Raw genomic sequence first — 12,570 nt, forward strand, 5'->3', positions numbered from 1 at the left:
ATTCACTAGAGGAATATCCATGAGCAGTACCAACCACGTTGAATTGAGAAACGTGACCAAGCAGTTTGGCAGCCAAAAGGCCGTCAACCAAGTCGATCTGGTTCTCAAGGCTGGCGAGAGCGTCGGCATGGCAGGACACAACGGTGCGGGCAAATCTACCATTATGAAGCTGATACTCGGCCTGATTACGCCGACCGAGGGCGAAGTGATGCTTTTGGGAGAGCCGACCGGCAGTAAAGCAGGTGCGCAGCGTCGCAGCCAAATCGGTTACCTGCCTGAAACGGTTGCATTGCATCCTTCATTGACCGGTATCGAAACCATGGATTTCTATGCCAAACTAAAAAAACAGCCCCTGAGTAAAAACCGCGAATTGCTCGAGCGTGTCGGCATTTCTCAGGCCGCACGCCGCCGTGTCGGCACTTACTCTAAAGGTATGCGCCAACGCCTCGCTTTGGCACAAGCCTTGTTGGGCGAACCTAAAGTCTTACTGTTTGACGAGCCGACTACCGGCCTTGATCCGGCTTCGCGTCAAATGTTTTATGAAGTTGTGCGCGAACTCAATGGACGCGGCGCAACTGTATTGCTCAGCACCCACGCACTGGCCGAGCTTGACGGGCACGCCGACCGCATCATCGTTATGAAAAACGGCGTGAAAGTTGCCGACGGCAGCATGGATGAGTTGCATGTTCAAAGCGGTCTGCCGTTGACCGTCAATGTCCGCTTGAAAGAAGCGCGCCCGTTGAGCGAGCGTTGGCATCCGCTTTCAGACGGCCTGTCATACCAAGCGCAATGTAAAGCAGAAGAGCGCATGGCTCTTTTGAGCGAATTGGGTGATTTGGGCAGTCTTGCCTACATCGATATCCACACGCCTACACTTGACGATATGTACGCGCAATTCTTGAAGAGGGAAGACGTATGAACCCCGTTTGGATTATTACCGGCAAAGAAGTCCGCGACAGCCTGCGCAACCGTTGGGTTCTTGCCGCCGCACTTTTGCTTGCCGCATTGGCACTGTCATTAGGCTTTCTCGGCAGCTCGCCTACCGGTTCGGTCAAGGTTGATCCCTTGACGGTAACCGTAGTCAGCCTGTCCAGCCTGTCTATTTTCCTGATTCCGCTGATTGCGATGTTGCTCTCTTATGATGCACTGATCGGCGAAATCGAGCGCGGTACAATGGCGTTGCTGCTAAGTTACCCCATCTCGCGCAACCAAATCCTTGCCGGTAAATTTATCGGCCACCTCATCATCCTTGCCCTTGCCACCACGGCAGGCTACGGGTTGGCAGGTATTACCCTTCAGCTTGCCAACGGCGGTTTTGATATTGCCGCATGGCAGCCTTTCGCCCTCTTGATTGCTGCCAGCGTGATTCTTGGCGCAGCCTTTTTGTCCATGGGCTATTTGATCAGCGCAAAAGTTAAAGAACGCGGTACCGCCGCCGGTATCGCCATCGGCGTATGGCTGTTTTTTGTCGTTATTTTTGATATGGCGCTTTTAGGTGTTTTGGTTGCCGATACCGAACAAGTCATTACCGCGCCTGTAGTGGAAACCGTTCTTTTGTTCAACCCCGCAGACATTTATCGCCTGCTGAACCTGACGGGTTACGAAAATACAGCCATGTATGCCGGCATGGCGGGTTTGAGCGAACAAATCAGCCTGAGTATGCCTGTTTTGCTGACGGCTCAGGTATTATGGGTTATCATTCCTTTGATTTTAGCCGCCTGGATTTTCGGAAAGCGACAAATATGAGAAAAATATTATTGACAACCTTCACACTCATCGCATTGGCAGCCTGCAGCAAGCAGGACAACAGCCCTCCGCCTGCGCCCCAACAAATCAGCGACAGCGCAGTGGGTCATTACTGCAGCATGAATTTGACTGAACACAACGGCCCTAAAGCGCAAATCTTCTTGAACGGCAAACCTGAAAAACCAGTTTGGTTTTCCACCATCAAGCAGATGTTTGGCTACACCAAGCTGCCTGAAGAGCCGAAAGGCATTCATGTCATCTATGTTACCGATATGGGTAAAGTCAAAGATTGGGAAAAACCCAATGCCGACACCGAATGGATAGATGCGAAAAAGGCCTATTACGTTATCGAAAGCAGCTTTATCGGCGGCATGGGTGCGGAAGATGCGCTTCCTTTTGCCGACAAGGCACAAGCTGAAAAATTCGCCAAAGAAAAAGGCGGCAGAGTAGTCGGTTTTGCAGAAATGCCCGACGAATATATTTTCAAATAAAACAATCAATAAAGGCCGTCTGAAACCATTTCAGACGGCCTTTGTGTTGAAGGCGTGCCGATTGATATTTAATGATGCAGGCTTTCAATGTAAAAATAAAAAATCCAAGGAATACGCCATGTCCATCCCTTTAACGCGTCGCCGCTTCATTGCCATCGCCGCCACACTTGCCGTCGGTGCCGGCATTCCCTTTGCCATCAGCCGAAAAACCAATCGGCCGACTCATTCAGCCGACCCGAATCAAGAAGGGCAGCCTGTTATCTGGAAAGGGATTGCATTGGGTTCGGGTGCAGAATTGCGTTTGTTCGGCGTTGAACGCAAGCAGGCGGAAATATTGGTCAACAAAGTATTGGCGGAAGTCTCACGATTGGAAAAAATCTTCAGTCTGTATCGGGATGACAGCCTGATCAGCCGCTTAAACCGAGAAGGCCGTCTGAAAAATCCGCCATCCGATTTTTTGCAGCTGCTCAGTATCAGCCGGGATATTCATCAGCTGACGCAAGGTGCATTTGATCCCAGCATTCAGCCTTTGTGGAATCTGTATGCCGACCATTTCAGACGAAACCCAAAAACCGAAACGCCGCCGTCCGAACGCAGCATCAAAGATACGCTTAAATTGGTGGACTTCAACAAAGTTGATTTTGATACCAAAGAAATTCGCTTTGCCCAAAAAGGCATGGGCTTGTCGCTTAACGGCATTGCCCAAGGCTATATCACCGACAAAGTAGCCGAATTGTTGAAGCAGCAAGGCGTTTCTCAGGCATTGATTGATATGGGGGAGATTTACGGCTTTGATAATGCCAACCAGCGCGAGTGGAATGTCAGCATTCGCAATCCTGACCAAGAAGACCAAATCCTGACCACTATTACCATGAAAAATCAAGCATTTGCCACATCGGGCGGCTATGGCACGGTAATGGACGAGGCAGGCAAATTTACCCATCTGTTTGATCCGCGCACAGGCGGAAGCCAGCCGCGCTATAAAAGCATGAGCGTTATGGCGGAGAGTGCGGCAGTTGCCGATGCTTTTTCGACTGCATTTTCTATTATGGATGAAGCGGCCATCCGAGCAGCGGCCCAAGTCAAAAATGCACAGGTTTGGCTGGTAATGCCGAATAATGAATTGAAGAAGATTTGAGGTGGGAAAAAGAATGGTTTTGCCAGTTGGTTTGAATATGAATAAGAAAATCTTAAGTTATTGAAATGATGGAGTATAAAAAAGAAGGGTTGTCCAAATAGACAACCCTGAAACTCTTGCAGCTGGGAGTAATTAGCAAGAGATTACGACACTTAAAACAAAAATTCACTCATTTCAAAGCACGAAGCTTTAATATCTAAGCAATACGGTATTTCGACCGCTCAAACCCCTTCGAAACGGAGAAACACAACATTATGGGAAAATCCGACAAAGTGGTTTAAAGCAATTAAGATGAGCGGTCTAAAAAGCAGATAACCGGATGCCTTTAGATAAACGGTATAATATCAGGATAAGCGGAACATTACCAGTGAATATTATAAAAAAGTAGAATAATTCATTTAGTGATTGATTATATTGAATAAAAACATGGATTTTTATTGAATATTTTTACAACAGTTGATTCGGTTTGATATAAGAAATTATATAAGTGATTGTTATCAATAAAAAATAGTTTTGACTTTGTGAGTGATGATAGAAAAAGGCCGTCTGAACGTTCAGACGGCCTTTTTTCAAAGAGCGATTTATTTGGTTGCGGAAGCAGTAGAGGCGGCTTCGGCTTGAGCACCTGCTGCTGCGTTTTCACCCCATGCCGCAGGGTATTTGTAACCGGCAAAGCGTTTTTGTGAGTAGGCTTTGAACTCGTCAGAGTTGTAGGCTTCGGTTACATCTTTCAACCATTGGCTGTCTTTGTCGGCAGTGCGGACGGCAGACCAGTTAACGTAGGCGAAGCTCGGCTCTTGGAACAGGGCTTCGGTCAGTTTCATGCCGCTGCTCATGGCGTAGTTGCCGTTAACGATGGCAAAGTCAACGTCGGCACGGCTGCGCGGCAGTTGGGCGGCTTCAAGTTCTACGATTTGGATGTTTTTAGGGTTTTCGGCAATATCTGCTTTAGATGCGGTTAGCGGATCAACGTCGGCTTTCAGTTTAATCCAGCCCAATTCGTTCAACATAACCAATGCACGGGCAAAGTTGGATGGGTCGTTAGGTGCAGAAACGCTGACGCCGTCTTTCAATTCGTCCAAAGATTTCAGTTTGCCAGGATAGAGGCCCAAAGGGGCAGTCGGTACTTGGAAGGCTTCGGTGATGTCCAGTTTGTGTTCTTTTTTGAAGTCGTCCAGATAAGGTTTGTGTTGGAAGATGTTGATGTCCAATTCGCCTTCTGCCAAAGCAAGGTTGGGGCGCACATAGTCGGTAAACTCGATCAGTTTGACTTTATAGCCTTTTTTCTCCAAAGCCGGTTGGATTTGGTCTTTTACCATATCACCGAAGTCGCCGACGGTTGTACCGAAGACGATTTCTTTTTTCTCTGCGCCGTTATCGGTGGAAGAAGCGGCAGAGGCAGCAGGTGCGCTGTCTTTTTGACCGCCGCAGGCAGCCAATACGATGGCCAGCGCAGCGGCAGAAAGGGTTTTGAAGAATGGGTTGATTCGCATAATTTTGCTCCAGATGGATGATAAAACGGTTTCAGACGGCCTCAAACTGCCGCTGTCAAAAAAAGAGGGATTGTAAATCTATTTTGGAAAGATGAGGATGCTTTTTTGTAAACTTAATGGGAATATATGTCCTAAATAGAGAACAGGCCGTTTGAAAAATAGTAAGTCCATTTCAGACGGCCTGTTTACTTAACGCTTGTCCAGTTTGCGTGCCAATCTGTTGCCGATACTTTGAATCAGGATAACGAGTAAAACCAGGATGGCAACGATGAAGATGATGACTTCCATTTGATAGCGGTAGTAGCCGTAACGGATGGCAAGGTCGCCCAAGCCGCCACCGCCAATCATGCCTGCTGCCGCGCTGTACGACAGAAGGCCGATAGCTAGGATGGTAATGCTGGAAACCATACCTGCGCGCGCTTCATTCAAAAGCACTTTGCAGATGATGCACATGGGGGAAGCGCCCATTGCGGAGGCTGCTTCAATCACGCCTCTGGGCACTTCGCGCAAGTTTTGCTCGACCAGGCGGGCGAAGTAGAATAAGCCGGATACGCTCAATACCAATGAGGCGGCAACCGGGCCGATGGTCGTGCCGATGATGGCGCGTGTAACAGGAATCATGGCAATCATCAGGATGACGAAAGGAAACGCACGCATCAGGTTGACCAGGTTGTCCAAAAATAAATTCAGCTGTTTGTTGTAGTGCAACTGATGAGTTGACGTCACAAACAGCAATACGCCCAAAACCGTACCGAAGATAACGGCGAAAGTAGTCGATAGGCCGACCATAATAAAGGTTTCGCCCAAGGCTTGGATAATTTCGCCCTTCATGCTGACGATGGTCGCAACAGCACTTTCAAATGTTAAATCTGCCATATTAGTCCTCTCGAATCAGCTCTTGCCCGATTTCGGATTGGGCATGGATTTGGTTGCCGTGTACTTCAACGATTTCCAACAGACGGCCTTTGTCCAAGAGGGCGGCACGGTCGCACAGACGGCGGATAACGCTCATTTCGTGGGTAACGATGACGATGGTTACGTTGAAACGTCGGTTGATGTCCTCCAAACACTTCAAAACGCTGCGAGTAGTGGCAGGGTCGAGGGCGGAAGTGGGTTCGTCGGCGAGGATGACTTGAGGTTGCGGCGCCAGCGCGCGGGCAATGCCGACACGTTGTTTTTGACCGCCGGAAAGTTGGGACGGGTAATGGTTGGCACGGTCTTGCAAATCAACGATTTCCAAACATTCTTCAACACGCGCTTGGATTTTTTTAGACGGCCATTTGGCAATTTCTAAAGGGAAGGCGACGTTTTCGGAAACGGTACGGTTGCTCAATAGGTTGAACTGTTGGAACACCATACCGATATTTTGTCGGGCGTGGCGCAGTTGCGTGGCGTTGAGCGCGGTCAGTTCTTGGCCGCACACGCGGACGGTACCTGTGTCGGGACGTTCCAATAAATTAATCAGGCGCAGCAGGGTGGATTTGCCTGCGCCGGAATAGCCCATCAGGCCGAAGATTTCCCCCTGTTTAATTTCGAGGCTGGTCGGCTCGACGGCGACAAAGTCTTTGTTGTCGCGTGTTTGATAGTGTTTGGAGACGTGATCCAGAATAATCATGGTTTATCCGTGTTTTCTTTAATTCGTGTGGCCATCAGGGTGTGCAGACGGCGGTTGTCGGCGCGTGCGACGGTAAATTGCAGGTTGCCGATGATGACTTTTTCGCCGCGTACGGGCAGGTGCCCCAATTCTTGAATGACCAGGCCGCCGATGGTGTCGGCTTCTTCGCTGCTGTATTCCGTACCGAAAAAGGCGTTGATGTCTTCGATTTCGGTTGCGGCGTGGATGCGCCAGCGTTCGGAAGAAACGGCGTGGATATTGTCGGCGCTGTCGTCTTCGTCAAACTCGTCTTCGATGTCGCCGACGATTTGCTCGATGATGTCTTCAAAGGTTACTAGGCCGGATGTGCCGCCATATTCGTCGATGACAATCGCCATGTGGTTGCGTTGTTCGCGGAACTCTTTTAACAGGGAGGCCAGTGATTTGCCTTCGGGAACGAAAACGGCAGGGCGTAAGACGGATTTCAGGTGGAACTGCTCGGGGTTGAACATATATTTGAGCAGGTCTTTGGCGTGCAAAATGCCCAAAACTTCGTCTTTGTCTTCGCCGATGACGGGGAAACGCGAATGGGCGGTTTCGATGATGTAGGCTGTGATGCGCTCGATGCTGTCGTTTTCTTTCAATACGTTCATGCGGCTGCGCGTAATCATGGCATCACGCACTTCTAGCTCGGCAAAGTCCAATACTTTTTCCAGCCGAGTCAGTGTGTCGGCATCAAAAACTTCCTGTTCGTGCGCTTGGCGCAACAGGGTCAATACGTCTTCGGCGGAGTCGGGCTCGCCGGCAAGTCGGGAGATTAGGCGTTCGAAAAACTTGGGTTTCGACTGCGTACCGTCCATTTTAATATTCGTCCTCTTGGTAGGGGTTGGGGAAACCTGCCGCCAGCATCAGGCGGATTTCTTCGGCTTCCATTATTTCGGCTTCATCGTCTTCGATGTGGTCGTAGCCCATCAGGTGTAAAGTGCCGTGTATGGTCAGGTGGGCAAAATGCTGCTCGGGTGTTTTACCTTGTTCGGCGGCTTCTTTCAAAACCACTTGCGGGCAAATCACCAAATCGCCATACAGGCCGTCTGAAAACTGGTCGGGCAGGATTTCGCCTTCGTTGAGTGCAAAACTCAATACATTGGTGGCGTAATCTTTACCGCGGTAGTCGCGGTTGTAGGCGCGGGCTTCTTCTTCGTCCAGAAGAATCAGGCTGATGTCAGCACGGCGGTATTTGTTTTTCAAGGCAGACCATGCCCAGCGGTAAAAATCGCGTTCGCTCGGAAGGTCGGCGGCGGAAGAGGCGTTTTCAAAGTTCAGATGAAAACGTTGCCGCTGTAAGGATAAAAAAGGATATTTTTTGGCGCGTTTCATGTTGTCCGGAAAATTTGGTTTTTAGGTGTAAATATAACATATTCACCCCCATGCCGTCTGAAAAACCGCCCAAAATATGATAGACTTCATGCCGTTTTCCATCTTTCAGGCAACCATTATGAACCCGAAAAAACTCGTTATCGCCAGTCGCGAAAGCCTGCTTGCCATGTGGCAGGCAAAACATATCCAAGGCCGTCTGAAAGCCCTGTATCCCGATTGCGAAGTCGAGATTTTGGGCATGACCACGCGTGGCGACCAGATTTTGGACAGAACTTTGTCAAAAGTCGGCGGTAAAGGCTTGTTTGTCAAAGAGTTGGAACAGGCTTTGTATGACGGCCGGGCCGACTTGGCCGTGCATTCGATTAAAGACGTACCGATGGATTTGCCTGAAGGTTTCGCGCTTGCAGCCATCGGCGAACGTGCCAATCCGTTTGACGCGTTTGTGTCCAACCAATACGCGCGTTTGGAAGAAATGCCCAAAGGCGCCGTCGTCGGCACATCCAGCCTGCGCCGCGAAGCCCAGTTGCGTGCGCGCTATCCGCATTTGGTTATCAAACCTTTGCGCGGCAATGTGCAAACCCGTTTGTCTAAACTCGATAACGGCGAATACGACGCGATTATCTTGGCTGCCGCCGGTTTACAGCGTCTGGAATTGGACGAACGCATCCGCATGATTTTGACAGAATCCGACAGCCTGCCTGCCGCCGGACAAGGCGCATTGGGTATTGAAATTGCAGCGCATCGCGAAGATTTGTACGAAGTCTTAAAGCCTTTGAACCACGATACCACGCACGCCTGCGTTACTGCCGAACGCGCTTTGGCGCGCGCTCTGGGTGGAAGCTGCCAAGTGCCGCTGGCCGCATATTGCACTGAAGAAAACGGCTTGCTGACCTTGCGCGGCTTGGTTGGTCATCCTGACGGTTCGGTCATTTTGCAAGCGGACGCGCAAGCCCCTGCCGAATACGCCGATGCCTTGGGTCGTGCAGTCGCCAAAAAACTGGCAGATGATGGTGCGGAAGAGTTGATTGCCGCCGTATTGCAAGAACAGGCTTAAAACAGTATAGATAATTTAAAAGGCCGTCTGAAACTTTCAGACGGCCTTTATTTTGTTGATGCTTAAGGATTCATAATCCGCGCAACCAAAGCTTTTTCTTTGCCCTGCATATTGGGGATTTTGACTTGAATGCCGTTGCCTGGTGCCACATCGACAGGCTGGCCTTTGCGGGTCATTTGTTCCAATTTGATGGTTTGGTTGCCGCTCGGGTGGATGATTTCGAGTGAATCGCCGATGGCAAAGCGGTTTTTGACTTCGATGGTCGCCCAGCCGTTTTCATCGATTTCGGTAACGTGGCCGACATATTGGCTTTGTTTGGCGATGGAGTGGCCGGTCAGGTAGTTTTGGTAATCCTGAGTTTGGTGGCGCTCGAGGAAGCCGCTGGTGTAGCCGCGGTTGGCAAGGCCTTCGAGTTCGCTCAACAGGCTGTAATCAAACGGACGGCCTGCAACGGCATCGTCAATCGCTTTGCGGTAGGACTGGGCCACGCGGGCGACGTAATAGAGCGACTTGGTACGGCCTTCGACTTTGAGACTGTCCACGCCGATTTTGGCCAGTTTCTCAACCACTTCAATACCGCGAAGGTCTTTGGAGTTCATGATGTAGGTGCCGTGTTCGTCTTCCATAATCGGCATCATTTCGCCCGGGCGGTTGGACTCTTCAATCAAGAAAACTTTGTCGGCGTAGGGATGGCGTTTTTGACCGTTGATGCCTTCGAAGTTTTGGTTGGCTTCTTCTTGGGCTTTTTCAAAGTTGAAACCTTGCAGAAGCTGGGCATCGCCCGCGTCGCTTTCGACGGCGTTATGGACTTTGTAATCCCAACGGCAGGAGTTGGTGCAGGTGCCTTGGTTGGGGTCGCGGTGGTTGAAGTAGCCCGACAATAGGCAACGGCCGGAGTAGGCGATACACAATGCGCCGTGAATGAAGACTTCGAGTTCGATGTCGGGACATTCTTGGCGGATTTCGGCGATTTCTTCCATGCTCAATTCGCGCGACAGAATAATGCGTTCGACGCCGATGTTTTGCCAGAATTTTACGCCCCAGTAGTTGGTGGTGTTGGCTTGTACGGACAGGTGAATCGGCATTTCCGGCCATTTTTCGCGCACGGTCATGATCAAACCCGGATCCGCCATAATCAGCGCGTCGGGTTTCATGGCAATCAAGGGCTCCATATCAGAAACGAAGGTTTTGAGTTTGGAGTTGTGCGGCAGCGTATTGACGGTCAGGAAGAATTTTTTGTTGCGCTCGTGCGCTTCTTTAATGCCTTGCTCGAGAACGTCGAGTTTGGCAAATTCGTTGTTGCGGGCGCGCAGGGAGTAACGCGGGCTGCCGGCGTAAACGGCATCTGCGCCGTAATCGTAGGCAGCACGCATACGTTCGAGGCCGCCTGCAGGCAATAAGAGTTCGGGTGCTTTCATGTTTTATGCTTTTTAAAATGTTTTCAGACGGCCTTTAAGGGAAGAGGGAAGGCCGTCTGAAAGATGTTTGAAGAATGGGCGGATTATCCGCTGTTTTTGCGTTTCGGTCAATTTTGTCTCGGGTTTGCGCTTTGTTTTTTATACGGAAAATGTCCTATATGGGCAAAGGCGAAAAGGGGCTGCAATTCATTGGAAATGTAAAAAAAGCAGGGTTGGGCGGAATAATTTAACAAAAAACCGTTCAAGCAATGTATTTTCTTGTAAAATATCAAGCTTCATTTTAAAAAATATTCGGATTCGTTACCGATTTTGACCGACGGAAGGTTTATGGATTTTCGTTTTGACATCATTTATGAATACCGCTGGATGTTTTTTTACGGCGTATTAGCAACGCTGGGAATTACAGTGGTTGCAACGATTGGCGGTTCGATTTTAGGTTTGCTGCTGGCATTGGCTCGTTTGGTTAATCCGGAAAAAGCCGGTGCACCGATACGTGCATTGGCTTGGGTTTTACGTAAGATTTCTTTTGTGTATGTTGCGTTGTTCCGCGGTACGCCATTGCTTGCTCAAGTTATTATTTGGGCTTTTGTTATTTTCCCATTTTTTGTACATCCTACCGATGGTGCATTAATCAGCGGAGAATCTGCAATTAATTTTCGTCGTTCTTATGGCCCATTGATCGCAGGTGTAATGGCTTTGATTGCAAACTCAGGTGCATATGTTTGTGAGATTTTCCGTGCCGGTATCCAGTCGATTGATAAAGGCCAAATGGAAGCCGCACGTTCTTTGGGTCTGACCTATACCCAGGCGATGCGTTATGTGATTTTGCCTCAGGCTCTTCGCCGTATGTTGCCACCACTTGCAGGCGAATTTATCACACTTTTGAAAGATAGTTCTTTGCTGTCTGTTATTGCAGTTCCTGAACTTATGTCTGTTCAAAAAGCAATCACAGGTCAGTATTCGATATTCCAAGAGCCGCTTTATACGGTTGCATTGATTTATCTTGTATTGACGAGTGTATTAGGATGGGTATTCTTACGTTTGGAACGTCGCTATAACGTAAAACTTCATTAATTAGGAAGACAAAAAAGGAAGACTTGAAAAAGTCTTCCTTTTTTATTTGCCGTCAATGTTTCAGACGGCCTTGAATCAGAATGCTTCGCCGACTTTGACACCGCCTGCGATGTCTTTGGGCGTTGCCAGTTTGGCGGTTGCCTGTTGGGCGGCTTGGAATGCTTCGGTTGCCATGATGTCGGCTGCTTCCTGGATAGTCAATGTGTTGGCCATGTATTGCCAACGTGCGGTCAAGTCGGCGTTTGCCGGCGCGTGGAAACCGTCTCGCAATTCATCGACCAAGTCAGGGCGGTTGCATACCAGTACAATATCGCAGCCTGCTTCAAAAGAAAGTCGCGCGCGTTCTTTAATACCGCCGACACCGCATGCGCCTTCCATGGTCAGGTCGTCTGAAAAGATAACGCCGTTAAATCCGATTTCTTGGCGCAGGATTTGTTTCAGCCATTTTTCGGAGAAGCCGGCAGGTTGGCTGTCGATTTGCGGATATACGACGTGGGCAGGCATGACTGCGGCCATGCCTGCCTGGCTCAGTGCGCGGAAGGGGATAAGGTCGGCGACTTCGAGCGCTTCGCGGCTGCGTTCGTCGCAAGGCAGGACATGATGGCTGTCGCCTTCGACAAAGCCGTGGCCGGGGAAGTGTTTGCCGCAAGATTTCATGCCGCCTTTGTTCAGGCCTTTTTGCAGGGCAAGGGCAAGCTGGGTTACGATGTTGGCGTCGCGGTGGAAACTGCGGTTGCCGATAACGGCACATTGACCCCAGTCCAAATCCAATACAGGTGTGAAGGATAGGTCGATACCGCAGGCGGAGAGTTCAGTCGCCAAAACCCAGCCGACTTGTTCTGCTTGGGCGCAGGCGGCTTCTTGGCCTTCGTTGTCCCAAATTTCGCCCAATACGTTCATGGCAGGCAGGCGGGTGAAACCGTCAATAAAACGTTGAACCCGTCCGCCTTCGTGGTCGACGGCGATGATGAGTTCAGGCGTGCGGATGGCTTTGATTTCTTGAACCAAAGCTTTGAGCTGGGAAACATTTTCAAAGTTGCGGCGGAACAAAATAACGCCACCGACGGCAGGGTCGAGCAGGCGTTGTTTTTCTTCTTCGGTCAGATGGTAGGCGGCGACGTCGGCCATGACAGGGCCGCGTGGAAGATGGGGCGTATTCATTGTTTTGTCCTGAATAATGGATAT

At 49.9% G+C, this 12,570-nt stretch carries 13 protein-coding genes; 6 read left to right on the plus strand and 7 right to left on the minus strand.

Features of this window, described 5'->3' with window-relative positions; genetic code table 11:
• The first annotated feature begins 19 nt into the window (after positions 1–19).
• From BBP27_RS00795 to BBP27_RS00810, 4 genes are all read left to right on the plus strand, one after another.
• Positions 20–919 carry an ABC transporter ATP-binding protein gene (locus BBP27_RS00795; RefSeq protein WP_003748608.1) on the plus strand — a complete coding sequence of 300 codons (900 nt, stop codon included), beginning with the start codon at positions 20–22 and terminating at the stop codon, positions 917–919.
• Positions 916–1,746: an ABC transporter permease gene (locus tag BBP27_RS00800; RefSeq protein WP_036493197.1), complete on the plus strand. Its 831-nt coding sequence runs from the start codon at positions 916–918 to the stop codon at positions 1,744–1,746. Before BBP27_RS00795 ends, BBP27_RS00800 begins: the two co-directional genes overlap by 4 nt.
• Entirely contained in the window at positions 1,743–2,237 is a 495-nt protein-coding gene (locus BBP27_RS00805) for a nitrous oxide reductase accessory protein NosL (RefSeq protein ID WP_003748604.1), read from the plus strand. Before BBP27_RS00800 ends, BBP27_RS00805 begins: the two co-directional genes overlap by 4 nt.
• A 118-nt stretch (positions 2,238–2,355) precedes the next feature.
• Positions 2,356–3,375 (plus strand): FAD:protein FMN transferase, encoded by a 1,020-nt coding sequence (locus tag BBP27_RS00810; RefSeq protein WP_188211835.1) that lies wholly within the window; start codon positions 2,356–2,358, stop codon positions 3,373–3,375.
• Positions 3,376–3,956: 581 nt separating this feature from the next.
• Here the strand turns inward: BBP27_RS00810 and BBP27_RS00815 are convergent.
• The 5 genes from BBP27_RS00815 to ybeY all read right to left on the minus strand — a co-directional run bounded on the left by BBP27_RS00815 (position 3,957) and on the right by ybeY (position 7,839).
• Positions 3,957–4,868 (minus strand): MetQ/NlpA family ABC transporter substrate-binding protein, encoded by a 912-nt coding sequence (locus BBP27_RS00815; protein WP_188211834.1) that lies wholly within the window; start codon positions 4,866–4,868, stop codon positions 3,957–3,959.
• Positions 4,869–5,057: 189 nt separating this feature from the next.
• A complete protein-coding gene (locus tag BBP27_RS00820) occupies positions 5,058–5,744 on the minus strand; it encodes a methionine ABC transporter permease (RefSeq protein WP_188211833.1) in 687 nt (228 codons plus the stop codon).
• Between the two features lies 1 nt (position 5,745).
• Positions 5,746–6,483 carry a methionine ABC transporter ATP-binding protein gene (locus BBP27_RS00825; RefSeq protein WP_188211832.1) on the minus strand — a complete coding sequence of 246 codons (738 nt, stop codon included), beginning with the start codon at positions 6,481–6,483 and terminating at the stop codon, positions 5,746–5,748.
• Positions 6,480–7,322, minus strand: coding sequence for a CorC family transporter (locus tag BBP27_RS00830; protein ID WP_003748594.1), 843 nt, complete (start codon positions 7,320–7,322; stop codon positions 6,480–6,482). The genes BBP27_RS00825 and BBP27_RS00830 overlap by 4 nt, the downstream gene beginning before the upstream one ends.
• Before the next feature lies 1 nt (position 7,323).
• The gene (gene ybeY, locus BBP27_RS00835; RefSeq protein WP_188211831.1) at positions 7,324–7,839 is read right to left on the minus strand and encodes an rRNA maturation RNase YbeY; all 516 of its coding nucleotides are present in this window, start codon (positions 7,837–7,839) and stop codon (positions 7,324–7,326) included.
• A 118-nt stretch (positions 7,840–7,957) separates the two neighbouring features.
• Here ybeY and hemC point away from each other — a divergent pair, with 118 nt between their 5' ends.
• Positions 7,958–8,893 (plus strand): hydroxymethylbilane synthase, encoded by a 936-nt coding sequence (hemC, locus tag BBP27_RS00840; RefSeq protein WP_188211830.1) that lies wholly within the window; start codon positions 7,958–7,960, stop codon positions 8,891–8,893.
• A gap of 62 nt (positions 8,894–8,955) precedes the next feature.
• Here hemC and trhP read toward each other — a convergent pair whose 3' ends face one another.
• Positions 8,956–10,311 (minus strand): prephenate-dependent tRNA uridine(34) hydroxylase TrhP, encoded by a 1,356-nt coding sequence (gene trhP / locus BBP27_RS00845; RefSeq protein WP_049336697.1) that lies wholly within the window; start codon positions 10,309–10,311, stop codon positions 8,956–8,958.
• Between the two features lie 327 nt (positions 10,312–10,638).
• Here trhP and BBP27_RS00850 point away from each other — a divergent pair, with 327 nt between their 5' ends.
• A complete protein-coding gene (locus BBP27_RS00850; RefSeq protein WP_070459299.1) occupies positions 10,639–11,385 on the plus strand; it encodes an amino acid ABC transporter permease in 747 nt (248 codons plus the stop codon).
• Between the two features lie 75 nt (positions 11,386–11,460).
• On the opposite strand, the gene nagZ is transcribed toward BBP27_RS00850, so the two are convergent.
• The gene (gene nagZ / locus BBP27_RS00855) at positions 11,461–12,546 is read right to left on the minus strand and encodes a beta-N-acetylhexosaminidase (RefSeq protein WP_107810751.1); all 1,086 of its coding nucleotides are present in this window, start codon (positions 12,544–12,546) and stop codon (positions 11,461–11,463) included.
• Positions 12,547–12,570 lie beyond the last annotated feature (24 nt).

Origin of the sequence: Neisseria sp. RH3002v2g, assembly GCF_014596425.2 — a bacterium.
Classification (GTDB): domain Bacteria; phylum Pseudomonadota; class Gammaproteobacteria; order Burkholderiales; family Neisseriaceae; genus Neisseria.

What these genes read in the sequence shown, in the direction of transcription:
- BBP27_RS00795 (WP_003748608.1), top strand. Translation starts at nt 20, where the DNA reads ATGAGCAGTACCAACCACGTTGAATTGAGAAACGTGACCAAGCAGTTT.
- BBP27_RS00800 (WP_036493197.1), top strand. Translation starts at nt 916, where the DNA reads ATGAACCCCGTTTGGATTATTACCGGCAAAGAAGTCCGCGACAGCCTG.
- BBP27_RS00805 (WP_003748604.1), top strand. Translation starts at nt 1,743, where the DNA reads ATGAGAAAAATATTATTGACAACCTTCACACTCATCGCATTGGCAGCC.
- BBP27_RS00810 (WP_188211835.1), top strand. Translation starts at nt 2,356, where the DNA reads ATGTCCATCCCTTTAACGCGTCGCCGCTTCATTGCCATCGCCGCCACA.
- BBP27_RS00815 (WP_188211834.1), bottom strand. Translation starts at nt 4,868, where the DNA reads ATGCGAATCAACCCATTCTTCAAAACCCTTTCTGCCGCTGCGCTGGCC.
- BBP27_RS00820 (WP_188211833.1), bottom strand. Translation starts at nt 5,744, where the DNA reads ATGGCAGATTTAACATTTGAAAGTGCTGTTGCGACCATCGTCAGCATG.
- BBP27_RS00825 (WP_188211832.1), bottom strand. Translation starts at nt 6,483, where the DNA reads ATGATTATTCTGGATCACGTCTCCAAACACTATCAAACACGCGACAAC.
- BBP27_RS00830 (WP_003748594.1), bottom strand. Translation starts at nt 7,322, where the DNA reads ATGGACGGTACGCAGTCGAAACCCAAGTTTTTCGAACGCCTAATCTCC.
- ybeY (WP_188211831.1), bottom strand. Translation starts at nt 7,839, where the DNA reads ATGAAACGCGCCAAAAAATATCCTTTTTTATCCTTACAGCGGCAACGT.
- hemC (WP_188211830.1), top strand. Translation starts at nt 7,958, where the DNA reads ATGAACCCGAAAAAACTCGTTATCGCCAGTCGCGAAAGCCTGCTTGCC.
- trhP (WP_049336697.1), bottom strand. Translation starts at nt 10,311, where the DNA reads ATGAAAGCACCCGAACTCTTATTGCCTGCAGGCGGCCTCGAACGTATG.
- BBP27_RS00850 (WP_070459299.1), top strand. Translation starts at nt 10,639, where the DNA reads ATGGATTTTCGTTTTGACATCATTTATGAATACCGCTGGATGTTTTTT.
- nagZ (WP_107810751.1), bottom strand. Translation starts at nt 12,546, where the DNA reads ATGAATACGCCCCATCTTCCACGCGGCCCTGTCATGGCCGACGTCGCC.